A 24,888-nucleotide genomic window follows, 5' to 3' on the forward strand; every position below is an offset into this window, starting at 1 on the left:
CTAGCGCTTTAGTAGAGCGGCCCGACCCTGGAGTTCCGGTTGTTCGTCGCCTGGGTGCGCTGGCAAGGGCTCTGGAATCGGCGCCCGGACCAGAGGCCCGCCCGCGCGCATCGGCGGCCCGCGTTAGCGGTGGCGCATCCCGGCGCGCACCACTACCCTAGGTTACCGTCGACACTGTCGCGCGCCCCCACGGCGTCGGCCCGTTCGGCTCTTGCGAACCTGCTCTCGTATCCTGTCAGCCGTCGTCCGACCATGCCCCCGATCGTCTCCCACAATGCCAGCGACATGACCGGCAGCTACCACGAACTCTGGAGTCCGCGGGGTGGCGTGCGGCCGACCTGGCGGCGCTTCTATGGACACCTGGCGGGTCTGCGTCCGGCGCAGCTCGACCAGCGCCAGGCCCTGATCGCCCGGCAGATCCAGGAAAACGGCGTGACCTACAACGTCTATGCCGATCCCAAGGGCAGTGACCGGCCCTGGGCGCTGGATCTCCTGCCGCAGCTGATCTCGGCGGAGGAGTGGGCACCCCTCGCCGCTGGGGTGGCCCAACGGGCGCGACTGTTGAACCGGGTACTGGGCGATCTCTATGGCGAGCAACGTCTGCTGCACGAGCGACTGTTGCCGCCAGAGCTGGTATTCGGTCATCACAACTTTCTCTGGGCCTGCCAGGGGCTGCGACCGCCTGGCGATACCTGGCTGCACGTCTATGCGGTGGATCTGGCGCGGGCCCCTGACGGCCGCTGGTGGGTGCTGGCGGATCGTACCCAGGCGCCCTCCGGTGCCGGCTATGCCCTGGAAAACCGGCACATCGTGGCGCGGGCCTTTCCCGAATTGCACCGTGATCTGCAGGCCCAGCCCCTCAATGGCTACTTCCAGGCCCTGCAACGCACCCTGAGCTCGGGTCTGGACATCGGCGACGAAGCGCCGCTGGCGGTGCTGCTGACGCCGGGGCGCTACAACGAGACCTACTTCGAGCACCTCTACCAGGCGCGCCAGCTGGGCTTTCCGCTGGTGGAAGGCCAGGACCTCACGGTCCGCAACGACTGCCTGTACCTGAAAACCCTGAGCGGGCTGCGTCGCGTCCATGCGGTGTTTCGCCGGCTGGACGACGACTTCTGCGATCCCCTGGAGCTGCGCACCGATTCGGCCCTGGGCGTGCCTGGCCTGCTGGAGGCTGTGCGCCAGGGTAATGTCATCATGGCCAACGCCTTGGGCAGCGGCCTGCTGGAATCGCCCGGCCTGCTCGGCTTCCTGCCGGGGGTCTGCCAGGCCTTGCTGGGTGAGACCCTGGCGCTGCCCTCCGTCGCCACCTGGTGGTGTGGCGAGACGCCGGTCCGGGAAGCGGCCCTGGAGCGGCTGGCGGAATTGGTGATCAAGCCCGCCTATCCCGGCCAGGGATTCGAGCCGGTGTTCGGCAAGGAATTGGATGCCCAAGGCCTGGCCGCCCTGCGTGAGCGCATCCTGGCCACGCCCCATGCCTATGTGGCCCAGGAGCGCATCCAGCTCTCGCAGGCGCCGGTCTGGCAGGGCGGCAGCCTGCAGTCACGGGCCATCGGCATGCGTGTCTACGCAGTGGCCAGCGAAGACGGCTACTGGGTCATGCCCGGTGGCCTGACCCGCGTGGCACACGAAGGCGCTGCCGTGGTGTCCATGCAACGCGGTGGGTCGAGCAAGGACACCTGGGTACTGGGTGGTAGCCGCGGCGCCGCCGAGGTGCCCGGGGCCCGGGTGCTGGGGGTGCGCGACCTGGTGCGCAAGGACCCCTTCCTGCCCTCGCGTACGGCGGAAAACCTGTTCTGGTATGGCCGCTACAGCGAGCGCTGCGAGGATGCCGCGCGCCTCCTGCGGATCGTGCTGAGCCGTTACCTTGACGCCGACGATGGGGGGCCGGCGGTGCAATCGGCCATCGACCTGGCCACTGCCCTGGAATGGCTACCGGGGCAGGGCGGGCTCGCCGAGCAGCTGCATGCTGCCCTCGGGCCTGGCGACTTTCCCAGCGGCCTGGGCGCCAATCTGCAGCGCCTGCATTGGGCCGCGGCCCAGGTACGCGGACGGCTGTCGCCGGAGAACTGGCGCGCCATCCGCGAGGTGGAGCGCGAGGCCCATGGCCTGGGCCAGGTAGGCAGCGAGCCGGGCGAAGCGCTGCAGAGTCTCAACCGGCTGGTGATGGCGCTCGCCGCGGTGGCCGGCTTCACCTTCGACGACATGACCCACGACGAGAGCTGGCGCTTTCTGATGATCGGCCGACGCATCGAGCGGGTGCAGTTCCTCGCCGGCAGCCTGGCGCACTTTCTCGAAGGTGGCGCCACCTGGGATGCGGCCGGTCTGGAGTGGCTGCTGGAGCTGGGCAACAGCATCATCACCTATCGCTCGCGCTACCAGGCCGCGCCTCAGTTGATCCCGGTGCTGGACTTGCTGATGCTGCACGAGCACAACCCCTATTCGATCCGCTTCCAGCTGCACGCGCTGATCAACGCCGTGGAGCATCTGGAGCGCTACCATGGCCTGCCGCCCGATCCGGCACTGCACGACGCCTACGACCGGCTGCGTCGCTTCGACCTCGGCACCCTGGAAAACACCCTGTTCGGCGATGCCGGCCGGGTCGAGGTGCAGCAAGGCTTGGCGCGCCTGCTGCGGCAGATCGCCGGGGCCAGCAGCCAGCTGTCCGAGCGGGTCATCTATCGCTGCTTCGCCCATGTCGACGCGGTCAGCCAGCGCACGGTATCCATGTGATGAGCCCGGTCCGCTATCGCATCCAGCACGATACCCACTACCGCTACGAGGCGCCGGTATCGCTCTCGCAGCAGTTGCTGCACCTGTTGCCGCGCGACTGCGCCTGGCAGCGTTGCCTGTCCCGGCAACTGGCGATCCTGCCGCAGCCGACGCAACGCCAGGACGCCTGGGACGCCTTCGGCAATCCGCTGACCCGACTGTCTTTCGAGCGCCCGCACGACGAACTCTATGTCGGGACCGAACTGGACGTGGAGGTGGACTCCCGCGCAGGTCTCCCGCTTGCGGACTCGCCCGCCTGGGAGCAGGTACGCGACGGGCTGCGCTATCCGGCTGCCCGCGCGGCGCTGGAGGTGCATCACTTTCGCTTCGAATCGCCGGCGGTGCCCCTCGACGGCATCTTCGCCCGCTTCGCCGAGGACTGCTTTCCGCCCGGGCGGCCTCTGTTGCTGGGCTGCCGGGCGCTGATGGAAAAGATCCATCGCGAATTCCGCTTCGACGCCACCGCTACCCAGGTGGCCACGCCCCTGCGCGAGGTGCTCGCGCATCGGCATGGCGTCTGCCAGGACTTCGCCCACCTGATGCTGGCCTGCCTGCGTGGCCTGGGATTGGTGGCGCGCTATGTCAGTGGCTATCTGCTGACCCGCCCACCGCCCGGCAAGCCGCGCCTCATTGGCGCCGACGCCTCCCATGCCTGGGTCAGCGTGCATTGTCCGGTGCTGGGTTGGGTCGACTTCGATCCCACGAACGACGTCCTGCCGGATCTCGAACACATCACCCTGGCCTGGGGCCGCGACTTCACCGATGTCTCACCGTTGCGCGGGGTGATCCTCGGTGGCGGCCATCACGATCCGGTGGTGGAGGTGACGGTGACGCCGCTGTAGCGTGCCGGTTTGGAAAGGACTCCATCGATGAAAGATCCCAGGTGGCTGAACATCCCGCTCGGTCCTTCACGGCCCAATACCTTCCTGTTCTGCATCAACGCCATCCTGGCGGCGCTCCTGTGCGTTCAGGTCGGTCGGCCCAGGACACCGGAAGCCTGGCTGTATCTGCTATTGATCGGTCTTCCGCTGACCTGGATGGTGCTTACCCATCTCAAGTGGCTGGACGATTGGAAACGACGTTGTCGTTATACCTTCGCGCCCATGCTGGTCGTGCTAGCAAGAGGAGCTTTGGTCATGGCGATTTTCAAGGCAGAGCCTCTGATGCGGCCGGTGTCCGCCTGGCTTTGGCGGCAATGCGATCCCTGGTTTACCGCTATCCTTTAATTGTCTATACAAATAAGGGGTTTTGTCGTGCGCTCCTGTCCTTCGCACATTAGCCATCCAACGGCACACTTCATTCTTCCGCGCAAAACTTCTTGAAGCTTGACGGGTAGTGTTCTCTCAATTAAATGTATATACATTAACCGGAGAGGTCATCATGTCCGTCACTACCCAACCGCTGCTCTGGCGCCACGTCACCCTGTTCGATGGCTTCCAGACCTGGCCCACGCCCATGGCCGTTCGAGTGGACGCTGGCCGCATCGTCGGGCTCTGGCCGGAAGCCGACTTCCAGCCCGCACTGGGCGAAGGGGCTGAGCTGGCCGGGCAGGGCGGGGTGCTGACGCCCGGGCTGGTGGATTGCCATACGCATCTGGTCTACGCCGGCCAGCGCGCCGGGGAATTCGAGCAGCGTCTGGAAGGCGCCAGCTACGCCGAAATCGCCCGCGCGGGTGGCGGCATCCTGGGTACCGTGCACGCTACCCGGGCGGCCAGCGAGGCGGAACTCTTCGCCTTGAGCTTGCCGCGCTTGCAGGCCCTGGCCGACGAGGGTGTCACCACCGTGGAGATCAAGTCCGGCTACGGCCTGACGGTGGCTGACGAACTCAAGTTGCTGCGTGTCGCTCGCCGGTTGGGTGAGGCGCTACCAGTCCGGGTGATGACCACGCTGCTGGGCGCCCATGCCGTGCCACCGGAATTCCAGGGCGATGCCGATGGCTACGTCGATCTGGTCTGCCAGGAGATGATCCCCGCCGCAGTGGCTGAGGGTCTGGCCGATGCGGTGGACGTCTTCTGCGAGGGGATCGCCTTTTCGCCGGCCCAATGCGAGCGGGTCTTCCAGGCAGCACGGGCGCACGGCCTGCCGATCAAGGCCCATGCCGAGCAGCTGTCCAATCTGGGCGGCAGCGCCCTGGCCGCGAGCCTGGGCGCCCTGTCGGCGGATCATGTTGAGTACCTCGACGAAGCCGGCGTGCGCGCCATGGCAGCAGCCGGTACCGTCGCCGTGCTCCTGCCCGGTGCCTTCCTGATGCTAAGCGAAACCCAGCAGCCACCGGTGGAGCTGCTACGCCGGCACGGGGTGCCCATGGCCCTGGCCAGTGACGCCAATCCCGGCACCTCGCCGCTCTATCTGCCCACCCTGATCGCGCATCTGGGCTGCACCCTGTTTCGCCTCACGCCACGCGAGGCCCTGGCCGGCATGACCGCCCATGCCGCCCAGGCCCTGGGGCGCCCGGAGTTGGGCCGTATCCAGGTGGGCGCCCCGGCGGATCTCTGCCTGTGGGAGGTCAATCAACCGGCGGAACTGGCCTACGAGGTGCGGCCGGGTCGCTTGCGGCAGCGCGTCTTCGCCGGGGAGGTGCAGCGTGTTCGCTGATCGCCAGACTCTGGAAATCTGGAGCGGTCGCATCGATCCTGAGCCGGATGCCTTGCGCTGGCACCAGTGCATCCAGCCACTCGCCGTGGACAGCGCGCCCGGCGTGGCCCTGCTGGGCTTCGCCTGTGACGAGGGCGTACGGCGCAACCAGGGTCGCGTGGGCGCTGCCGAAGGTCCCACCGCCGTTCGCCGCGCCCTGGCCAATGTGGCCTGGCAGCGGCAAGGGCCGGCCTATGACGCCGGCGATGTCCGCTGCGCCGACGGCGATCTGGAGGGCGCCCAGGCGCGCTTGGCCGATGGCGTACGCCAGCTGCTGGACGCCGGCCATCTGCCCTTGGTGCTGGGGGGCGGTCATGAGGTGGCCTGGGCCAGTTGGTCGGGCCTGGCGCTGCACCTGGCCAGGACCCTGCCCAAGCCGCGTATTGGCATCGTCAACTTCGATGCTCATCTGGACCTGCGCGATCCGTCACGAGGCCCCACTTCCGGTACACCCTTCACTCAGATCGCTGCCCACTGCACCAGCCACGGTTGGCCCTTCCGCTATGCCTGCCTGGGGCTGAGTCAGGCGGCCAATACCCGCACGCTGCTCAGGCGCGCCGCCGAGCTGGACGTACTGATCCATGAAGACCACGAGATTCGTGAGGGCAGCCTGGCGCGCATCGGCGCAGAGCTCGACGCCTTCGCCGCCGACTGTGATGCCCTTTATCTCACCTTCGACCTAGACGTACTGCCCGCAGGCGATGCGCCTGGAGTCAGCGCGCCCGCCGCCCATGGCGTCGGCCTGGCGCTGCTGGAGCCGCTGGTCCGCCGGCTCAAGGCCAGCGGCAAGTTGCGCCTGGCCGATGTGGCCGAACTCAACCCCGCGCTCGATCAGGACGGCCGCACGGCCCGGGTCGCGGCGCGGTTGATCCATACCCTGGCGCTGGATGTTTAGGTCCCGCCTCGAAAACAACAAAAGAGGAACCACCATGACCCGCTTTCGTGAAGGTGAGATTCGCGCCCCTCGCGGCACCCAGCTCAATGCCAAGAGCTGGCTGACCGAAGCGCCGCTACGCATGCTGATGAACAACCTGGATCCCGAGGTCGCGGAAAATCCCCAGGAACTGGTGGTCTACGGCGGCATCGGCCGGGCGGCGCGCAACTGGGAAAGCTACGACCGCATCGTCGCCACCCTCAAGGTGCTGGGCGACGACGAGACCCTGCTGGTGCAGTCGGGCAAGCCGGTGGGGGTGTTCAAGACCCACGCCGATGCCCCGCGGGTGCTGATCGCCAACTCCAACCTGGTACCGCACTGGGCCAGCTGGGAGCATTTCAACGAACTGGATGCCAAGGGCCTGGCCATGTACGGCCAGATGACCGCCGGCAGCTGGATCTACATTGGCAGCCAGGGCATCGTCCAGGGCACCTACGAGACCTTCGTCGAGGCCGGCCGCCAGCACTATCAGGGCGATCTGCGCGGACGCTGGGTGCTGACCGCGGGCCTCGGTGGCATGGGCGGCGCCCAGCCACTGGCCGCGACCCTGGCCGGCGCCTGCTCGCTGAACATCGAGTGCCAGCAGAGCCGTATCGATTTCCGCCTCAAGACCCGCTACGTGGACGAACAGGCCAGCGACCTGGACGACGCCCTGGCGCGCATCGCCCGGCACACCGCCGCCGGGGCCGCGGTTTCCGTCGCCCTGCTGGGCAACGCCGCCGAGATCCTCCCCGAGCTGGTCCGCCGCGGCGTGCGTCCTGACATGGTGACCGACCAGACCAGCGCCCACGACCCGCTCAACGGCTACCTGCCGGCTGGCTGGAGCTGGGAGCAATACCGCGATCGCGCCCAGACCGATCCAGCCGCGGTGGTGGCCGCGGCCAAGCAGTCGATGGCCGTGCATGTCCAGGCCATGCTGGACTTCCAGCGCCAGGGCATCCCGACCTTCGACTACGGCAACAACATCCGCCAGATGGCCCAGGACGCCGGCGTCGCCGATGCCTTCGCCTTCCCGGGTTTCGTCCCGGCCTATATCCGGCCGCTGTTCTGCCGCGGCATCGGTCCCTTCCGCTGGGCGGCGCTATCGGGTGATCCCGAGGACATCTACCGCACCGACGCCAAGGTCAAGGAGCTGATCCCCGACGATGCCCACCTGCACCGCTGGCTGGACATGGCCCGTGAACGCATCGCCTTCCAAGGCTTGCCGGCACGCATCTGCTGGGTCGGCCTGGGCCAGCGGGCCAAGCTGGGCCTGGCGTTCAACGAGATGGTGCGCAGCGGCGAACTCAAGGCGCCCGTCGTCATCGGTCGCGACCATCTGGACTCCGGCTCGGTGGCCAGCCCCAACCGCGAGACCGAGGCCATGCAGGACGGCTCCGATGCCGTCTCCGACTGGCCGCTGCTCAATGCCCTGCTCAATACCGCCAGCGGCGCCACCTGGGTCTCGCTGCACCATGGCGGCGGGGTAGGGATGGGCTTTTCCCAGCACTCCGGCATGGTCATCGTCTGCGATGGCACCGATGCCGCCGCGGCGCGCATCGCCCGGGTCCTGCACAACGACCCGGCCACCGGAGTGATGCGCCACGCCGATGCCGGCTACGAGATCGCCATCGACTGCGCCCGCGAGCAGGGCCTGAATCTGCCCATGATCAAGAGTTGAGCGTCCTGACGCCGGTGGTAGCACCGGCGTCCCGTTCCCGACAACAACAAGAGCGCCGACCTTCGGCGCCGTGGAGCGCGAACCATGCCCAAGGCCAACACCCCCCTGATCGAGCGGCGCTCGATCGACTTCATTCCCGAGACCGAGCGGCACGGCCGGCTCTACAGCCAGTTCACCCTCTGGCTGGGCGCCAACCTGCAGATCACCGCCATCGTCACCGGTGCCCTCGCCGTGGTGCTGGGGGGTGATGTCTTCTGGTCGCTGATCGGGCTGTTCATCGGCCAGTTGCTGGGCGGTGGGGTGATGGCCCTGCATGCCGTCCAAGGCCCTCGGCTCGGCCTGCCGCAGATGATCTCCAGTCGGGTGCAGTTCGGCGTCTATGGCGCGGCGATTCCCATCGTGCTGGTGTGCCTGATGTATCTGGGCTTCACCGCCACGGGCACCGTGCTGTCCGGCCAGGCGATCGCCCAGCTGGCCGGCATCAGCGACAGTGCCGGCATCCTGGTCTTCGCGGCCTGCATCGTGGTGGCCACGGTCCTCGGCTACCGGGTGATCCACTGGGTCGGTCGGCTGGCCAGCGTCCTGGGCATCCTCGCCTTCTGCTACCTGTTCGCCCGGCTGATCAGCCTGGGCGACCTGGGCGACCTGGGCTCCTTGCTGCAGATCCGCCACTTCAGCTGGGCGTCCTTTCTACTGGCGGTGTCCCTGGCCGCTTCCTGGCAGATCGCCTATGGCCCCTATGTGGCGGACTATTCCCGTTATCTGCCGAGCGCTACTTCGAGCTGGAAAACCTTTGCCGCCGTGGGGGCCGGTTCGATACTCGGCGCCCAGGCGGCCATGATCCTCGGCGTGCTGGCTGCAGCCCTGGCGAACGGCCAGTTCGCCGGGCGCGAGGTGGCCTATATCGTCGGCCTTGGCGGCAGTGGTGTGACCGCGGCGCTGCTGTACTTCAGCATCGCCTTTGGCAAGATCACCATATCCACGCTCAATTCCTATGGCAGCTTCATGTGCATCGCCACGGTGATCAGTGGCTTTCGCGGTCATCTGGAGGTGTCGCGGCTCCAGCGGCTGTTCTTCGTGCTCGCCATCGTCGGCGCCGCCACCCTGGTGGCGCTGCTTGGCCAGCGGGAATTCCTCGGCGCCTTCAAGTCATTCATCCTCTTCCTGCTGACCTTCTTCACGCCCTGGAGCGCGGTCAACCTGGTGGACTACTACGCCGTCAACCACGGCCGCTACGACCTGGCCGCCCTGGCTGATCCTGACGGGCGCTACGGTCGCTGGAATCGGGCCGGCCTGCTCGCCTACGGCGTCGGGGTGCTGATCCAGCTGCCGTTCCTCTCGACCAAACTCTACACCGGCCCGCTGGTGGCGCATCTGGGCGGCGTGGACATCTCCTGGATCATCGGCCTGCTGGTGCCGGCGGTCCTCTACTACCTGCTGGCCCGTCGCCAACCCCTGCCGAACACGCGCCCGGCGGCAATCTGAATTTCTCGATCAACGCCGACACCTGCGGTGTGCGGCTCTGGAGTCCTAGATGAACACCCTGACCCTGAAACCCGGCACCCTCGATCTAGCCCAGCTGCGCCAGGCCTACCAGCAGCCACTGTGCGTCGAGCTGGATCCAGCGGCCTATGCGGCCATCGACGCCAGTGTGGCCTGCGTGGAAAACATCCTGGCCGAAGGCCGGACTGCCTATGGCATCAACACCGGTTTCGGCCTGCTGGCCTCGACACGGATCGCGCCGGCGGATCTCGAAAAGCTGCAGCGTTCCCTGGTCCTGTCCCATGCCGCTGGCGTCGGCGAGGCGCTGGACGATGACCTGGTGCGGCTGATCATGCTGCTCAAGGTCAACAGCCTGGCCCGTGGCTTCTCCGCCATCCGCCGCCAGGTCATCGAAGCCCTGATCCGCCTGATCAACGCCGAGGTCTATCCGCATATTCCGCTCAAGGGCTCGGTGGGCGCCTCGGGTGACCTGGCGCCGCTGGCGCACATGTCGCTGGTGCTGATCGGCGAGAGCAAGGCGCGTTACCAGGGCCAGTGGCTGCCGGCCCGCGAGGCGCTGGCGGTGGCGGGTCTCGAACCCCTGACCCTGGCCGCCAAGGAGGGCCTGGCGCTGCTCAATGGCACCCAGGTGTCCACCGCCTATGCCTTGCGCGGATTGTTCGAAGGCGAAGACCTGTTTGCCGCGGCCACGGTCTGCGGCGGCTTGAGCGTCGAGGCCATGCTCGGTTCCCGGGCGCCCTTCGATGCGCGCATCCATGCCGCGCGGGGCCAGCGCGGCCAGATCGACGTGGCCGCGGCCTATCGCGAACTGCTCACCGCCAGCAGCGAGGTCTCCCGCTCCCACGCCAATTGCGACAAGGTCCAGGATCCCTATTCGCTGCGCTGCCAGCCCCAGGTGATGGGCGCCTGCCTGACCCAACTGCGCCAGGCGGCCGAGGTCTTGGAGGTCGAAGCCAACGCCGTGTCCGACAACCCCCTGGTATTCGCCGAGGAGGGCGATGTCATCTCCGGCGGCAACTTCCACGCCGAGCCGGTGGCCATGGCCGCCGACAATCTGGCCTTGGCGCTGGCCGAGATTGGCGCCCTGTCGGAGCGGCGCACCTCGCTGATGATGGATAGGCACATGTCCCAGCTGCCGCCCTTCCTGGTGGAGAACGGCGGGGTCAATTCCGGTTTCATGATCGCCCAGGTCACCGCGGCGGCCCTGGCCAGCGACAACAAGGCGCTGGCCCATCCGGCCAGCGTCGACAGCCTGCCCACCTCGGCCAACCAGGAAGACCACGTGTCCATGGCGCCCAACGCCGGCAAGCGCCTGTGGGCCATGGCCGAGAACGTGCGTGGCATCCTCGCCATCGAGTGGCTGGGCGCCTGCCAGGGCCTGGATTTCCGTCACGGCCTGAAGAGTTCGGAGCGACTGGAAAGGGCGCGCAGCATCCTGCGCGAGCGGGTGCCCTACTATCAGGAAGACCGCTTCTTCGCCCCGGACATCGAGGCCGCCAGCGCTCTGCTGGCCAGCGGCTGCCTGAACGCGCTGGTCACGCCGCGGCTGCTGCCCAGTCTTTGAGACACACGCGGTCCGGCAGCCAGAAGGCCAGACCGCGCGTTATCATCGGCTTCCCATTTTCCGGCCTGGAGTTCGCGTGAGCAGCACGACACCCCCGCGCTACAAGGTGATCGAGGACTTCCTGCTCGAACGCATCCAGGGTGGTGCCTATCCGGTGCATCACCAGATCCCCACCGAAGAACAGCTGGCGCGGGATTTCGCCGTCAGCCGCATGACCGCCAACAAGGCCATCACCCGCCTGGTGCAACAGGGCTACCTGATGCGCCAGGCGGGCCTCGGCACCTTCGTCATCGAGCGCAAGGCCGAATCCTCGCTGCACGAGGTGATGAACATCGCTGCCGAGGTACGTGCCCGGGGGCACCAGTATTCCAACGAGGTGCTGCGCAGCGAGGCCGTCGCCGCCGATGACGAGGTGGCCCTGCGCCTGGGGCTGCGGATCGGCAGTCAGGTCTTTCACAGCATCCTGGTACACCGCGAGGATGGCGTGCCCATCCAGCTGGAAGACCGCTACGTCAATCCGCGCTGGGTGCCGCATTATCTGGAGAGTGATTTCAGTCGCCAGACGCCCAACGAGGTGCTGGTGGCCAGCTGTCCGATCAGTGATGTGGAGCATATCGTCGAGGCGGTGCTGGCTAACGCCCAGACGGCGCGCTGTTTGGAGATCGCCGAGGGGGCGGCTTGCCTGTCGATGATCCGCCGCACCTGGTCGGACGAACACCTGGTCAGCTATGTACGGCTGCTGCATCCGGGCGACAGGTACAAGCTGAGCTCGACGACCCGGCATCGCTGAGGGGCTTGATGTGGGGAGGGGTGTTGGGCTTCGCTGCGCTCAGCCCAACCTACGAGACTGTTCGCACGCGCCGATTTGCCCCCTCTCCCCCTGGGAGAGGGTTGGGGTGAGGGTAGCCCCTGCAGCCAGCGATCAGAGCTTGCCCACCAGCGCCACGGCATCCTGTTTGGCCTGGTCGCGCGAGGCCTGATCGACCTCGGCACCGAACAGGGTCTTTTCCACCACCACGGTATGCATCCGGTCGATGCCGACCATCTCGCACCAGGTGCGCAGATAGGATTCCTGATGCTCCTGGCGATCCAGGGCCGCACCGCGGGCGGCGATCACCAGTGCCTGGCGGCCGCCGAGCAGGCCGTTGAGGCCGCGGTCGTCGAAGGTGAACAGCAGGTCTTTCTGGCTGACCACGTCGAACAGCTGCTTGAGCTTGTAGGGGATGCCGAAATTCCAGCAGGGTACACCGAACAGCAGTACATCGGCAGCCTTGAAGCGCTGCGCCAGCGCCTTGGCGACCGTCCAGGCGTGCGCCTGCTCGGCGCTCAGGGACTCGCCCTGGATGCCGGCGTACTTGGCGTCGAGAATGGGACCGTCGAATTCCGGCAGGTCGCAGTGCCAGACATCGAGAGTGTCCACCTCGGCGTCTGGATGCCTGTCCTGCCAGGCCTGGATAAAGGCGTTGGCGACGTCCAGGGAGGCGGAGCGATCCTGGCGGGGCGAACCTATCACGTGCAGCAGTCGGGGCATGGGCAGATCCTCGCTCGATGGGGATTGCGATAACTATAAGCGTCTCGCTGGAGCGTGCCAGCCTCGAATGGGGTGTGCCGATGGATGGTCTGGGGGGCGGTTCCTGGAGTGACGATTGGTGTTGGGCGGACCCTCACCCCAGCCCTCTCCCCAGGGGAGAGGGGGCCGATTGGTGTGAGCGGGAGGCTGCGCTCCACGCGTGCGGCATGGGCACAGGTGGAAAACGCTGGGCGGTTTTCCACGCTACGGCTGCGATTGGGGACGGGCCCTCACCCCAGCCCTCTCCCAGAGGGAGAGGGGGCGGATTGGTGTGAGCGGGAGGCTGCGCTCCACGTGTGCGGCATGGGCACAGGTGGAAAACGCTGCGCGGTTTTCCACGCTACGGCTAGGTGAGGAGGTAGCTGCGTAGGTTGGGCTGAGCGCAGCGAAGCCCAACAATTATCCATCCCCACCTCAGGCCGAACCTGCCTCCGCACGCAGAGCCGGGCCGCGTAGGCCGAGCAGGGTGTCCAGCAGCAGGAACAGCAACAGGCTGCCGCCCAGCACTGGCAGGCACAAGCCGAGCAGCACGGCCGTCGCCGGGACCAGCAGGCGCGGCAGGGGCGACAGCTGACGCCAGAGGGCGATCAGACCGGGTTGCGCCGGGTCGCGGGTGGGACGGCGGCGCCACCAGAGCAGGTAGCCCCAGACGGTCATCACCAGCAGCCCCAGGGCGATGGCCACCAGCACTAGCTGGTTGGCCAGGCCGAACAGCACGCCCATGTGGGCATCGATCCCCCAGCGGGTCAGCTTGGCTGGCAGCGAGTACTGGGCGAAGCGCACCTGATCCACCACTTTCAGGCTGGTCGGGTCGACGGAGACGGCGTCCACCCGGGTCGGCCAGCGGCGATCGATCTCGCTGACCGTCCAGGCCTTGTCGTCACTGCGAGCCGGACGGATCTCCAGCTTGCCGGCGTCGATACCGGCCGCACGGGCACTGGCCAGCACCTGGTCGAAGGTGGTCGGATCCAGCGACGGCGCCTTGGCCATGTGCATCGCGCCATGGCCGTGGTGCTCAGCATGCTCGTCGTGGGCCATGGCCGGGGCCGGGGCGCTGCCCAGGGCGGTCTTCACGCTGGGGGTGGACCAGCCGTAGTGGGCGCGCAGCACGCCGATGTTGTCGCCGGCGAAGCGCGACCAGGTCAGGCCGGTGGCGGACAGGAACAGCAGCCCGCCCAGCAGCCAGACACCGGTGCTGGCGTGCAGGCCGCGCAGCCCTCGGGCCGGACGGCGTCGGCGGCGGCGCACCAGCCAGAGCGTCAGGCCGCCGAGGGCGGCGACCCACAGCCAGGAGGCGGCCAGTTCGCTGTAGAGACGTCCGGGCTCACCCAGCAGCAGGCTGCGGTGGAACTGATCGATGACGGTGCGCAGTGGCAGGATGCCGCTGGTGCCATAGACGGTCAGGTCGCCACGAATGGTGCCGGTGACCGGATCGACGAAGAGGGCGCGATGGGCCGATTCGCCCAGGGACGGATCGTTGAACATCACCCGGGTGGTGTCGCCCACCGCCGGGGCCGGACGCACGGCGCCTAGGCTCAAGGCCGGGCCCACCACCGCCTGGGCAGCACGGATCTGCTCGGCCAGTGGCAGCGTCTCACCGCGACTGGGGGTGTGCAGGGCCTCGGCATAGAGACGTGCTTCGAGTTGCGGCGTCAGGGCATAGAGCAGGCCGCTGGCGGCAGCCACCAGCAGGAAGGGGCCGACGAAGAGGCCAATCAGGAAATGCAGCCGCGCCAGCAGTTGCAGCAGCGGCCCCGGCGTCTTGGCGGCCGGAGCGGAGGGGTGCGAAGTCATAGCGTTCACCACGGGTCGGCACGCGGCCAGCCGTTGGCCGCGTGCGGGATTACGAAAAAAGAGCACAGCAGTTTTCGTAGCAGGGGCGTCAGGGGGCCTGGGGGTGAAGCGCGGAGCGATAGGCCCGTGGTGGGGGCGGCAGGGCGCTCTGGTAGCGGCGGCGATGGGGATCGCCGGGCCGCAGCAGCCATTGCAGGGCGATGGCCAGCAGGGTGGCCAGGAACAGGGTGGCGGCAAAGACGCAATCGCCGGTGGGCGAGAGCGTGGTGATGCTGCCACCCGGCAGGCCGGCGTGCATGCCGGCCATGTCGTCCTGGGCCGCCTGTGACTGGGCGCCCTGGTGGTGCTCGTGCACCTGCGTGGAGAGGGGCGAGGCCGGCAGGGTAAGGCGCGCCAGCATCTGACCGTGGCCCAGGGCGCAGACGAGTCCGTTCAACAGGATGCAGGCCAGCAGCATCCAGGCGAGCGAAGCGCGTGGGGAACGGACGGTTTTCATGGCAGGGGACTGTATCATCGTCGTAGGCAGCGCACAGCCCGGCGGGCGCCGCCCTGCGCCGAAATGTCGCGCCCCCGTGGGCCGCCCAGACCAGAAGAGACCATGAGCGAACCGCCAATCATCACCCTGGATCGGATCATCTCAGCGGATGACGGGATGGCCACCTTTCTGCTGGCGAGCTATCGCGAGGTGTTCGCCAGCCGCGCCGATGCCGCGCCCGTGCCGAAGGATCTGCGTCTTTTCGCCGATCACTATGGCGTTGGCCAGGGCTGCCTGCTGATCGCTCGCGACGCCTCTGGCAAGCCCATCGGCAGCATCGCCTATCGGCCCTATGACCGGCGTTTTCCGCAGCTGGCCTATCCTGGCGAGCGGGTGGTCGAAGTGGTTCGCCTGTATGTCGCACCCCCCTACCGCCGCCAGGGCCTGGGGCGACGGCTGTTCGGCGCGCTGCTGGCACAGGCAGGGCGGGACGGCGTGGCGCGTCTCTACCTGCACACCCATCCCTTCCTGCCCGGTGCCGAGGCGTTCTGGCTTGGCCAGGGCTTTCAGGTCGTCGAACGGGAGTCGGCCTTGCCCTGGCAGACCATCCATCTGGATCGCCGGCTAAGGGCCGCGCGGTAGCGGCTCAGGCGTCTGCCGGCCCTCGGCAGAGCAGATAGGTATCCATGATCCAGCCGTGCCGGGCACGGGCGGCGCTGCGGGTCTGGTGGATGGTCTCGGCCACCTCCTGCAGCGGACCGGCGATGAGGATCTCGTCCGCCGTGCCCACATAGGCACCCCAGTAGATATGCAGGCCGGGCTCGTCCAGGCGGCGATAGGCTTCGTGGGCGTCGAGCATCACCACCAGACTGTCGAGGTGAGCGGGAAAGCGCTCCAGGCGCCGACCGGGGGTGATCTCCAGCGCCTGGCCGATGCGATTGAGCGGCACCCGATGACGGGCAGCCAGGGCCTGGACACTGGAGATCCCGGGGATCACCTCGTAGTCGAAAACCAGGTGCCCCTCACGCCGGAGGGCGGCGAGGATGCGCAGGGTACTGTCGTACAGCGCCGGATCGCCCCACACCAGGAAGGCACCGCAGTCGTCCGGCCCCAGTTCCTCCTCGATCATCCGCGCCATCAGCCTCTGCTTGGCGGTGTTGAGGTCGTCCACCGCCTGGCGGTAGTCACCCTCGCGGCGACGTTCGGGGATGGGCGCGCTAACGAAGCGATAGCCCGGTTCGCGGATGTGGCGGGCGCAAATCGTTTCGCGCAGGTGGATCAGGCTGTCCTTCTCGGCGCCCTTGTCGAACAGGAAGAACACCCGGGCGCGATTCAGCGCCTTGATGGCCTGGAGGGTGAGGTGGTCGGGATCGCCGGCGCCTATGCCGATGACCAGCAGCGTTTTCATGGCGTCGTCTCAGCGCAGGTCGGGGGCTCCAGTGTAACCAGGGACGTGGCCTCGGGAGAGCCGTTCGCCATCGTCGGCCACGTTCTTCGCCAGCACCGGCAGGCCAGTCCAGGTGATGCCGATAGGGCAGTGCAGCAGCCAGCCCAGCGGGACTTCAATAGAGCCTACATTGGGCCGGCCCACCGCCCTGCGCGACGGCGTGCGCCACGCTGCCGTCTGCCCGGCACCCCGCTACCTGGAGTGCCCGCCGTTCCAACGCCTGTTGGGTATCCGTCAGCGCCGCTCGGTTCAGGCGTCGAACGAGGGCCGCAAATAGGGCGCCGTGGGGCTGGCGGGATCCTCCGCCACTGCGCGCGGCGTGCCGTAGGCGACGATGCGGCCGCCCGCCGTGCCGGCGCCGGGGCCGATGTCGATCAGCCAGTCGCTGCCGGCCACCACCTGCAGGTTGTGCTCCACCAGCACCACGGTATTGCCTTCGTCGACCAGGCCGTGCAGTTGGCGCATCAGCCGCTCCACGTCGGCCGGGTGCAGGCCGGTGGTGGGTTCGTCCAGCACATAGAGGGTGGTGCCACGGCTGGTGCGCTGCAGCTCGGTGGCCAGCTTGATGCGCTGGGCCTCGCCACCGGAGAGTTCGGTGGCCGGTTGACCCAGGCGCAGGTAGCCCAGGCCGATGTCGACCAGCACCCGCAGCGCCCGCGCCACCGGGGCTTCCTCGGCGAAAAAGGCCAGGGCCTCGTCCACCGTCAGGCCCAGGACCTCGGCGATGGTCTTGCCTTGCCAGCGCACCTCCAGGGTCTCGGGGTTGTAGCGCGCGCCCTGGCAGGTGGGGCAGGCGGCGTAGACGCTGGGCATGAACAGGAGCTCGACGCTGACGAAGCCCTCGCCTTCGCAGGTCGGGCAGCGGCCCTTGGCGACGTTGAAGGAGAAGCGCCCGGCATCGAAGCCGCGTTCCTGGGCCTCGGGGGTGGCGGCGAACAGCTTGCGCACCCCGTCGAACAGGCCGGTGTAGGTCGCGAGGTTGGAGCGTGGCGTGCGGCCGATGGGTTTCTGGTCCACCGGCACGAGGCGACGGATGCCACCGAGGCCGCCGACCACCTGGCCGGTGGTGGCGGGCAGGGCGTCGCCGTCCAGTTCCGGCGTTTCGTCCCCGTCCTCGGCGGCGCGCTGGCCTAGTTCGGCGCCTACCAGCTCCAGCAGCGCCTGGCTGACCAGGCTGGACTTGCCGGAACCGGAGACGCCGGTCACCGCGGTCAGGCAGTCCAGGGGAAAGGCGGCGTCCAGCCCCTGCAGATTGTTGCGGGTGACCCCGGCCAGGCGCAGCCAGCCCTGGGGCTTGCGGGGTGGTCGGGTCTCGCGTTGCGGCGCGGCGAACAGGTAGCGTGCCGTCACCGACTCCGCGACCTCGGCCAGACCCGCGGGGGGACCGCTGTAGAGCACCCGGCCACCGCCTTCGCCGGCCGCGGGGCCGACATCCACCAGCCAGTCGGCACGCTTCATGGTGGCCAGGTCGTGCTCCACCACGAACAGCGAATTGCCCTGGGCCTTGAGGCCGTCGAGGGCTTCCAGCAGGGACTCGCCATCGGCCGGATGCAGGCCAGCGGAAGGCTCGTCCAGCACATAGACCACGCCGAACAGCTGGGACACCAGCTGTGTGGCCAGCCGCAGGCGCTGCAATTCACCGGAGGAAAGAGTAGTGGTGCTGCGCTCCAAGGCTAGATAACCAAGGCCCAGGCGGGTAAGGGTCTGCAGCCGTTCCAGCAATTCGGTGGCCATGCGCTGGGCGGCCAGGCGTTTCTCCGGCGAGAGATCGGGGGTACGGCGCACGTCCGGGGCACTGGCATGATCGCTGCCGCCAGCGGCCTTGCGCCGGGCGCGATCCTGCTTACCGGCCTTGGCGTCCAGCACGCCCCTGTCCTGGGTGTCGTCGAAATCTCCCGCGGCCACCCGGCGCAGCAGCACGCTCAGGTCATCCAGCGGCAGGCGTGACAGCTCGCCGATGTCCAGGCCGGCGAAGGTCACCGAGAGCGCCGCCCGGGTCAGCCGCTTGCCTTGGCACAGCGGGCAGGTCTGGCCAATCATGAAGCGCGCCGCGCGCTGCTTCATCTTGGCGCTCTGGGAGTTGGCGAAGGTGTGCAGCACATGGCGCCGCGCGCCGGTGTAGGTGCCCTGGTAGCTGGGCTCGGCCTTGCGCTTGAGCGCGGCGCGGGCCTGCTCGGGGGTGAGGCCGGCATAGACCGGGACGGTGGGCTGCTCCTCGGTGAAAAGGATCCAGTCGCGCTGCTTCTGCGGCAGGTCGCGCCAGGGAATGTCGACGTCATAGCCCAGGGTGACCAGGATATCGCGCAGATTCTGCCCGCCCCAGGCGGTGGGCCAGGCGGCGATGGCGCGCTGGCGGATGGTCAGCGAGGGGTCCGGCACCATGGAGGCTTCCGTCACCTCGTAGACCCGGCCCAGGCCGTGGCACTCGGGGCAGGCGCCCTGGGGCGTGTTGGGCGAGAAATCCTCGGCATAGAGCATTGGCTGGTCGGCGGGGTAGCGACCGGCGCGGGAATAGAGCATCCGCACCAGGCTGGAAAGCCCGGTCACGCTGCCCATGGACGAACGACTGTTGGGCTGGCCGCGCTGCTGTTGCAGGGCCACCGCCGGTGGCAGGCCTTCGATGGCCTCCACCTGGGGCACCCCCACCTGGTCGATCAGCCGCCGCGCATAGGGCGCCACGGATTCGAAATAGCGCCGCTGGGCCTCGGCATAGAGGGTGCCGAAGGCCAGCGACGACTTGCCCGAGCCCGACACCCCGGTAAAGACCACCAGGGCATCGCGGGGGATATCCACGTCGACGTTCTTCAGATTGTGCTCGCGGGCACCGCGGACGGAGACGAAACCGGGACGGGGGGAGGAGGGCATGACGGGCGGAAACCTTGTCTGAGAGCGTGCAGATTCGGACCGCGGCACGGCGCAAAGGATCGCCGGGCGATACCGGACGACGGGACAGAGGTCTCATCGTCCGGTTGCCCAGGCTCAAGGTTGCAGCGGGCTCAGAAGGTGTAGCTGACCGACAGCGTCGCGTTGCGCGGCGCACCGTAGTTGCCGCTGGTGGCGTTGTTGTACAGCGACAGCAGGTATTTGCGGTCGGTGAGGTTGTTGAGATTGAGCTGGGTGCTCCAGTGCTCGTCGAAGTCGTAGCTGCCCAGTAGATCCACCAGCGCATAGGCGTTCTGGTGGATGCGGCTGTTGTTGTCGTTCTCGATACCGCTCTGCCATCTCAGCCGCGCGCCGACCTTGGCCTGGGGCAGGCCCGGCAGGCGATAGGTCGCCAGGCCGCGCAGGCTGTGGCTGGGCACGAATTTGCGCGCCCGCTCGCCGTCCGCGTCGTCGATGCGCACATAGGTGTAGCCGGCCAGCAGGTCCAGGCCGGGCAGCGCCTCGCCGGAGACCTGCAGCTCCAGGCCATGGCTCCGGTAGTCGGTGGTGTCGTAGAGGGTACGCGAACCCGTGAGCACCGAGGTCGAGGCGACGTTGCGCTGCTCGGTCTTGAACACCGCGGCGGTGAGGCTCAGGCGATCGTCGAACAGGCCGCCCTTGATGCCGGCTTCCAGGCTCTTGCCCTCCAGCGGGTCGAGCAGCCGACCATCCAGGCCAAAGCTGTATTGCGGGCTGAAGATCTTGGTCCAGCTGGCATAGAGACTCCACTGCGGACTCAGGTCGTAGACCAGACCGGTGTAGGGGGTGACTTCGCCATGGACGCGGGTGTAGTAATCGTCGCCATAGCTCAGACCGCTGGCATCGGCGCTGAGCATCCGCGCGCCCACGATCCAGTGCAGGTCGTCGATCAGGTTGAAGCGGGCACCGGCGAACAGGCTCTTCTGGCGATCGGTGAAGTCCTGGGTATGGCCGATATCGTCGGTGTATTGCAGCGACGGCTCGGGGACGCCGGCCAGGGAGCCGGAGAGGGTGGTGGGGTAGTAGCCGTCCTCGGCGAGGATCTTTTCGCGTAGCTTCTGGTGGGTCCGGCCGTAGCTGGCGCCCAGGGTGAGTTCGTGGTCACGGCCAAACAGCTGGAAGGGGCCGGACAGCCTGGCCTCGCCGATCAGCTGGTGCGCCTTGCTGGCGGAGTGGTCGCCGAAGGCGGTGGCGTCATCGCCACTGACTCCGAAGAGGTAGTACATGTCGGCGTTCTGCCGCTCGGTGACGCCGGTCGCCGTGAGGGTACCCTGCCAGCCGTTGCCGAAGTCGTGGGTGAATTCGCCGAAGACGCGCTGGGTGTCCAGATTCCAGTAGGTCCAGTCCTGGCCGACACTGGCGCTGCGACTGCCGTAGTGGAGGGGATTGCCGTCCACATCGGCCAGCGGCAGGTTGCCCCAGGAGCTGCCGTTGGCGTCGCTGTTGTGCTGGGAGAAGCCGAGGGTCAGGGTATCGGCGTCGCTGAGGTCGAAGGCTACCAGGCCGGCGGCAACGTTCTTTTCATGACCATAGCGATCCAGCCAGGAATTGCCCTTGTCGTGGGCGTAGATGAAGCGCCCGCGCACGTTGCCGGTCTCGGTCAAGGGCCCGGAGACATCGGCATCCACCCGGCGGCTGTCCCAGGAACCGACGCTGGCGCCGAGCCTGGCCTGGAACTCGGCGGTGGGCCGCTTGCGCACGAAGTTGACCGCCGCGGAGGGATTGCCGGTGCCACTCATCAGGCCATTGGCCCCGTGCAGGACGTCCACCTGCTCGTATTCGGCCAGGTCCTGGTCGCCCACCAGGGTGGTGCTGACGAAGGGCATGCCCATGCCGTCGTACTGGAAGCTGTTGATGTCGAAGCCGCGCGAGGTGAACTGGGTGCGGTCGGTCTCGGTTTGCTCGACGGTCACCGACGGGGCGGCACGCAAGGCTTCCTTGATGCTCTGCAGGCGAAAATCCTCGACCTGGTCGCGGGTCAGGGTGGTGATCGCCTGGGGTGTCTGCCGCTCGGTCAGGCCCAGGCGCGTGGTGCTGGAGCTGACCGGGCGCTGGTAGCCGACATCCGCGCCACCGCCCGTGGCGCTGGCCTGGATGGTGGTTTCAGGCATGGCCAGGGCGGCCTCGGCGCTGCCGGCTTCCAAGGCATAGATGCCGGCGCCACGTTCGCTCCAGCGATAGCCGCTGCCACGCAGCAGGCGCTCGAAGCCTTGGTCGAGGGTATAGCGGCCCTGCAGTCCCGGACTGCTGCGCCCGGCCAGCGGCGCCGGATCGAATACCAGCTGGACCCCGGCGGTGGCGGCGAAACGGGCCAGCACCGCAGTCAGCGGACCGGCGGGAACCCGGTAGTCACGCACCTCCGCGGCGGCCAGGGCCGGCAGCGGCAGCAGGGCCAGTCCAGTAGCGGCCAGGGGCACGCCCTGCAGGGCGACGGCCAGGATCAGTGGGGTGAAGGCTCGGGTGCCGGGTTGCTGCCGGTGGATCTTTGCCATGTCGTGTTGCCGTCCTCTAGAGCGCGCCAGGCGCGGGCTGCCACCGCTCTCCATGAGGGTGTCTGCAGCTATCCCGGACGAGCGCGGGAAAGTGCTCAGGGGCGGCGCACTTTATTTTTTCGCATCCGCCGCTGCCGTTCAGGGCGCACCCACCGCGACCCAGTAGCGGGTGCGGCGCGTGACGCGGATCGGCAGGGTGCGTTCCAGCGCCAGCAAGGCCTGGTCCGTGTCATCCAGCGACAGGGCGCCGGATACCCGCAACTCGGCCACCGCCGGGTCGCAGCGCAGCAGCCCAGGGCGATAGCGACCCAGTTCCGCCAGCACCTCGGCCAGGGGGCGGTCGTGGGCCAGCAGCATGCCACGCGTCCAGAGGCTGGCGTCCTCGTCCACCGGGGCGAGGCGCTGTACGCCGCGGGCGTCGAACCAGGCCTGCTGCCCCGCGGCCAGGCGTATGGCCGCGCCCTGCTGCGGCCGCACTTCCACGCCATGGGCAAAGACCGCCACTCGGCAGAGGTCCTCCTCCAGGCGCATGCTGAAACGGGTACCCAGGGCTTCGACCTCGCCTTGCGCCAGGCTGACCACGAACGGTCGCCGTGGCACCAGGGGATCGGTATGGGTGGTCACCAGCACCTCGCCGCGCCGCAGTCGCAGGCGCCGCACCTGCGCGTCGAAGCGCACGTCCAGGGCGGAGGCGGTGTTCAGGACCAGCTGACTGCCATCGGCGAGCACCAGGCTCCGGCGCTCGCCCGTGGCGGTGGCCAGGTCGGCCTCCGGTTCGCCCAGCGGCAGGCTATGCAGGGCCAGCCAGCCGCCAGGAACCCCCACCAGCAGGGCCGTGAGCAGGCGCAGGGTGCGTCGCCGGCTGAGCGTCCGGTCACCCGCACGCCGCACCACCTGCTGACCGATGTCGGTGGGAACGCTGGCGAAGGTGCCCATGACCCGTTCGGCCCGCGCCCAGGCGGCGCGATGGGCCTCGCTTTGCCCACGCCAACGCTCGAAGGCCTGGCGCTGTGCCTCGTCGGCTTCATCGAAATTGAGGGTGAGCAGCCACTCGGCCGCCTCTTCGAGCAGGCGTGGCGCGGGACGGGTCATGCCTCGCTGGCCACCAGGCAGGCGACCAGGGCGCGCTGGATGTGGCGGCGCACCGTGATCACCGCCAGGTCCAGCCGCACCGCGATCTCGGCCAGGGTCAGCCGCTGGAATTGCGCCAGCAGAAAGGCCTCCCGTCCCGGCGCGGGCAGGCCGTCGAGCATGGCATCGATGCGCAGCAGGGCCTCGACGATCAGCCAGTGCGTCTCCGGCGAGGGCACCTGGGCTTCGGGCAGGTGGGCGATGGCTTCACGGTAGGCACGCTCCACCTCTTGCCGCCGCCAGAGGTCGATCACCAGTCCCTTGGCCACCTGCGCCAGATAACGCCGCGAGTCCTCGCGACCTGGGAGGCGCCCGGAGGTCAGGATGCGCAGGTAGGTGTCCTGGGCGATATCCGCCGCATCCGGCGCATTGCCCAGCCGCCCGCGCAGCCAGCCACTGAGCCAGCCATGATGGTCGCGATAGAGTTGGTCCAGCACGACGGTCGGCGAGCCGGCAGGCAGGGCAGGGTGCATGGAAGATCCTTGGCGCGAGCGCCAGCCTCTAAATGATAAAGCGTCTCATTTTATTTAAAGGACAGACCTCGCACAATGCGCGATTGCGTGGATCGACGAAGCGGGTAAGGGGCAAGCGAAAGCGGGGGTGAGCGCAGCCCTGGCCGACGGAGCCTGGCGGGCAGGTCCCAGGGGAGGCCATGCCAAGAGCGCGGCCTGAGGCGGACAGCCTCAAGCCGGCTTCACGACGAGCTCAGTCCTGCGCATGCTCCAGCGCATAGGCGCGGCAATGGGCGAGGTAGCCCATTTCGTGGGCGCCCACCAGCTGCACCACGCTGCTCCATAGCCAGGAGGGGGCATCCAGGGTGCGGGTGCGATTGCGTTGCAGATCGCTCATCCACTCCACGCGGGTGGCCAGGTCCATCTGCCGGGCGTGGGCGCGACCGACCACGCGAGCGAGATAAGCCGCGGCGCTCATGGCTTCGCGGGCGCTGAGTTCGTCCAGCTCCAGCTTGAGGTCCTGGGGCAGCAGTTCACGGATGAAGAAGGAGTGATCAAGCATGCGCACCGCCAGCATGCGATTGCCCAGCGCGGGGGAGAGCTGGCGTGCCCCTTCCACTACCCGCTTGCCGTTATCGCGCGGCATGGTCGCGTGAGCCACGCGTGGGGCGGCGGCGGCCACCGCCTGCTTGACGTCGATCAGGCAGTAGTCCTGATCGTCGCCATCGTCCACGCCCAGCAGCACGGCGTAACGGCGCAAGCCCAGGGAGCTGCAGCCCTTGACCCAGTAGGCACTGTCGAGCAGCTCGACGCGACTATCATGGCTGCGGCCCTTGAGCGAGGTCACCAGGGCGTGGATACCCGGTGTCTCGCACAGCTCGGCGATGGCCTGGCGCTCGGCCTTGCTCAGCTGCCAGAAGTGCTTGCCCAGCGGCAGCTTGGGGCGGGTGTTTTCCATACGCTCGCGGGCCAGGTGCTTCCAGGTGCGTTGCACCGCGCTGCGCATCCCGGCCTTGACCTGGGCCGGTCGCGGCACCTCGCGCTCGAGGTCGTCTTCGAAGGCGATCTCGTAGCCGCGCATCATTTCTTCGAGCATCCGCGCCGTGGTCACGCCCGGCAGGTCGGAGCCGCGTGCCGCCGTGGCCAGCGACAGCGCCAGGCGCACCAGATCATGGGCCGGATTGCCGACCACGGTCTGGTCCAGGTCGCGGATATTGACGTCGGTGGCACCATGCAGGTCGCCGGTAGGGCCAAGATTGCCGGCGTGGCAGTCGCCACAGATCCATACCGCCGGCCCGTTGGGCAGGCTGCGGCCGGGTTGGCTGTGCAGCCACTCATAGAACTGGACCGTGCTGCCGCGGACATAGGCGTGGGCGGAACGGGCCATCTTCAGGTTGCGCAGTTGGTTGAGGCGGGGAATACGATCAGCGGGACGCGGGGTTTTCATGCAGGGCGCAGGCCTCGAGGGATACGCCTGTGTGACCGCTTCGCTCGGTGAATGTTGCGGGGTATTTCATGGCCTGACCCCGGCAGCTGGCCGGGGTCGTGATCCGCCGGGT

General features: G+C 68.0%; 19 protein-coding genes. 10 read left to right on the plus strand and 9 right to left on the minus strand.

What is annotated here, in order from left to right:
• Window positions 1-252 precede the first annotated feature (252 nt).
• From ACWPW1_RS07070 to hutC, 9 genes are all read left to right on the plus strand, one after another.
• The gene (locus ACWPW1_RS07070) at window positions 253-2,733 is read left to right on the plus strand and encodes a circularly permuted type 2 ATP-grasp protein (protein WP_454252635.1); all 2,481 of its coding nucleotides are present in this window, start codon (window positions 253-255) and stop codon (window positions 2,731-2,733) included.
• A complete protein-coding gene (locus ACWPW1_RS07075) occupies window positions 2,733-3,614 on the plus strand; it encodes a transglutaminase family protein (protein WP_454252636.1) in 882 nt (293 codons plus the stop codon). Before ACWPW1_RS07070 ends, ACWPW1_RS07075 begins: the two co-directional genes overlap by 1 nt.
• A gap of 27 nt (window positions 3,615-3,641) precedes the next feature.
• Window positions 3,642-3,998, plus strand: coding sequence for a hypothetical protein (locus ACWPW1_RS07080; RefSeq protein WP_434776067.1), 357 nt, complete (start codon window positions 3,642-3,644; stop codon window positions 3,996-3,998).
• Between the two features lie 154 nt (window positions 3,999-4,152).
• A complete protein-coding gene (gene hutI / locus ACWPW1_RS07085; protein WP_454252637.1) occupies window positions 4,153-5,367 on the plus strand; it encodes an imidazolonepropionase in 1,215 nt (404 codons plus the stop codon).
• Window positions 5,357-6,301 carry a formimidoylglutamase gene (gene hutG / locus ACWPW1_RS07090; protein ID WP_454252638.1) on the plus strand — a complete coding sequence of 315 codons (945 nt, stop codon included), beginning with the start codon at window positions 5,357-5,359 and terminating at the stop codon, window positions 6,299-6,301. Before hutI ends, hutG begins: the two co-directional genes overlap by 11 nt.
• Before the next feature lie 34 nt (window positions 6,302-6,335).
• Complete coding sequence (gene hutU / locus ACWPW1_RS07095) at window positions 6,336-8,000, plus strand: urocanate hydratase (RefSeq protein ID WP_454252639.1); 1,665 nt, start codon at window positions 6,336-6,338, stop codon at window positions 7,998-8,000.
• Between the two features lie 84 nt (window positions 8,001-8,084).
• The gene (locus tag ACWPW1_RS07100; RefSeq protein ID WP_454252640.1) at window positions 8,085-9,485 is read left to right on the plus strand and encodes a purine-cytosine permease family protein; all 1,401 of its coding nucleotides are present in this window, start codon (window positions 8,085-8,087) and stop codon (window positions 9,483-9,485) included.
• 49 nt (window positions 9,486-9,534) lie between these two features.
• The gene (gene hutH, locus ACWPW1_RS07105; RefSeq protein WP_454252641.1) at window positions 9,535-11,067 is read left to right on the plus strand and encodes a histidine ammonia-lyase; all 1,533 of its coding nucleotides are present in this window, start codon (window positions 9,535-9,537) and stop codon (window positions 11,065-11,067) included.
• A gap of 76 nt (window positions 11,068-11,143) precedes the next feature.
• Window positions 11,144-11,857 (plus strand): histidine utilization repressor, encoded by a 714-nt coding sequence (hutC, locus tag ACWPW1_RS07110; protein WP_271654243.1) that lies wholly within the window; start codon window positions 11,144-11,146, stop codon window positions 11,855-11,857.
• A gap of 132 nt (window positions 11,858-11,989) precedes the next feature.
• On the opposite strand, the gene ACWPW1_RS07115 is transcribed toward hutC, so the two are convergent.
• The 3 genes from ACWPW1_RS07115 to ACWPW1_RS07125 form a co-directional block, all read right to left on the minus strand.
• On the minus strand, window positions 11,990-12,598 hold the full coding sequence (locus ACWPW1_RS07115; RefSeq protein ID WP_454252642.1) for an FMN-dependent NADH-azoreductase: 609 nt from the start codon (window positions 12,596-12,598) through the stop codon (window positions 11,990-11,992).
• Between the two features lie 453 nt (window positions 12,599-13,051).
• Window positions 13,052-14,431 carry a PepSY-associated TM helix domain-containing protein gene (locus ACWPW1_RS07120; RefSeq protein ID WP_454252643.1) on the minus strand — a complete coding sequence of 460 codons (1,380 nt, stop codon included), beginning with the start codon at window positions 14,429-14,431 and terminating at the stop codon, window positions 13,052-13,054.
• Window positions 14,432-14,519: 88 nt separating this feature from the next.
• Window positions 14,520-14,927 (minus strand): hypothetical protein, encoded by a 408-nt coding sequence (locus ACWPW1_RS07125; protein WP_059314097.1) that lies wholly within the window; start codon window positions 14,925-14,927, stop codon window positions 14,520-14,522.
• A 102-nt stretch (window positions 14,928-15,029) separates the two neighbouring features.
• Between ACWPW1_RS07125 and ACWPW1_RS07130 the strand changes: the two genes are divergently transcribed.
• Entirely contained in the window at window positions 15,030-15,548 is a 519-nt protein-coding gene (locus tag ACWPW1_RS07130; protein WP_454252644.1) for a GNAT family N-acetyltransferase, read from the plus strand.
• Between the two features lie 4 nt (window positions 15,549-15,552).
• Here ACWPW1_RS07130 and cobF read toward each other — a convergent pair whose 3' ends face one another.
• The 6 genes from cobF to ACWPW1_RS07160 all read right to left on the minus strand — a co-directional run bounded on the left by cobF (window position 15,553) and on the right by ACWPW1_RS07160 (window position 24,776).
• On the minus strand, window positions 15,553-16,314 hold the full coding sequence (cobF, locus tag ACWPW1_RS07135; protein ID WP_454252645.1) for a precorrin-6A synthase (deacetylating): 762 nt from the start codon (window positions 16,312-16,314) through the stop codon (window positions 15,553-15,555).
• A 288-nt stretch (window positions 16,315-16,602) separates the two neighbouring features.
• Window positions 16,603-19,218, minus strand: a complete 2,616-nt coding sequence (locus ACWPW1_RS07140) for an excinuclease ABC subunit A (RefSeq protein WP_454252646.1) — start codon at window positions 19,216-19,218, stop codon at window positions 16,603-16,605.
• 131 nt (window positions 19,219-19,349) lie between these two features.
• A complete protein-coding gene (locus ACWPW1_RS07145) occupies window positions 19,350-21,746 on the minus strand; it encodes a TonB-dependent siderophore receptor (protein WP_454252647.1) in 2,397 nt (798 codons plus the stop codon).
• A gap of 138 nt (window positions 21,747-21,884) precedes the next feature.
• Window positions 21,885-22,838: a FecR domain-containing protein gene (locus ACWPW1_RS07150; RefSeq protein WP_454252648.1), complete on the minus strand. Its 954-nt coding sequence runs from the start codon at window positions 22,836-22,838 to the stop codon at window positions 21,885-21,887.
• A complete protein-coding gene (locus ACWPW1_RS07155) occupies window positions 22,835-23,350 on the minus strand; it encodes a sigma-70 family RNA polymerase sigma factor (RefSeq protein ID WP_454252649.1) in 516 nt (171 codons plus the stop codon). Before ACWPW1_RS07155 ends, ACWPW1_RS07150 begins: the two co-directional genes overlap by 4 nt.
• Window positions 23,351-23,582: 232 nt before the next feature.
• Window positions 23,583-24,776 (minus strand): DUF2252 domain-containing protein, encoded by a 1,194-nt coding sequence (locus ACWPW1_RS07160; protein WP_059314104.1) that lies wholly within the window; start codon window positions 24,774-24,776, stop codon window positions 23,583-23,585.
• Between the last annotated feature and the right edge of the window lie 112 nt (window positions 24,777-24,888).

Source organism: Pseudomonas sp. Marseille-Q7302, assembly GCF_965111925.1.

Bases quoted from the DNA above. Each gene is read 5' to 3' on its own strand.
- hutH (WP_454252641.1), top strand. From the start codon at position 9,535: ATGAACACCCTGACCCTGAAACCCGGCACCCTCGATCTAGCCCAGCTG.
- ACWPW1_RS07160 (WP_059314104.1), bottom strand. From the start codon at position 24,776: ATGAAAACCCCGCGTCCCGCTGATCGTATTCCCCGCCTCAACCAACTG.
- ACWPW1_RS07125 (WP_059314097.1), bottom strand. From the start codon at position 14,927: ATGAAAACCGTCCGTTCCCCACGCGCTTCGCTCGCCTGGATGCTGCTG.
- cobF (WP_454252645.1), bottom strand. From the start codon at position 16,314: ATGAAAACGCTGCTGGTCATCGGCATAGGCGCCGGCGATCCCGACCAC.
- ACWPW1_RS07150 (WP_454252648.1), bottom strand. From the start codon at position 22,838: ATGACCCGTCCCGCGCCACGCCTGCTCGAAGAGGCGGCCGAGTGGCTG.
- ACWPW1_RS07120 (WP_454252643.1), bottom strand. From the start codon at position 14,431: ATGACTTCGCACCCCTCCGCTCCGGCCGCCAAGACGCCGGGGCCGCTG.
- ACWPW1_RS07130 (WP_454252644.1), top strand. From the start codon at position 15,030: ATGAGCGAACCGCCAATCATCACCCTGGATCGGATCATCTCAGCGGAT.
- ACWPW1_RS07115 (WP_454252642.1), bottom strand. From the start codon at position 12,598: ATGCCCCGACTGCTGCACGTGATAGGTTCGCCCCGCCAGGATCGCTCC.
- ACWPW1_RS07145 (WP_454252647.1), bottom strand. From the start codon at position 21,746: ATGGCAAAGATCCACCGGCAGCAACCCGGCACCCGAGCCTTCACCCCA.
- ACWPW1_RS07070 (WP_454252635.1), top strand. From the start codon at position 253: ATGCCCCCGATCGTCTCCCACAATGCCAGCGACATGACCGGCAGCTAC.
- ACWPW1_RS07100 (WP_454252640.1), top strand. From the start codon at position 8,085: ATGCCCAAGGCCAACACCCCCCTGATCGAGCGGCGCTCGATCGACTTC.
- ACWPW1_RS07155 (WP_454252649.1), bottom strand. From the start codon at position 23,350: ATGCACCCTGCCCTGCCTGCCGGCTCGCCGACCGTCGTGCTGGACCAA.
- hutU (WP_454252639.1), top strand. From the start codon at position 6,336: ATGACCCGCTTTCGTGAAGGTGAGATTCGCGCCCCTCGCGGCACCCAG.
- ACWPW1_RS07140 (WP_454252646.1), bottom strand. From the start codon at position 19,218: ATGCCCTCCTCCCCCCGTCCCGGTTTCGTCTCCGTCCGCGGTGCCCGC.
- ACWPW1_RS07075 (WP_454252636.1), top strand. From the start codon at position 2,733: ATGAGCCCGGTCCGCTATCGCATCCAGCACGATACCCACTACCGCTAC.
- hutI (WP_454252637.1), top strand. From the start codon at position 4,153: ATGTCCGTCACTACCCAACCGCTGCTCTGGCGCCACGTCACCCTGTTC.
- ACWPW1_RS07080 (WP_434776067.1), top strand. From the start codon at position 3,642: ATGAAAGATCCCAGGTGGCTGAACATCCCGCTCGGTCCTTCACGGCCC.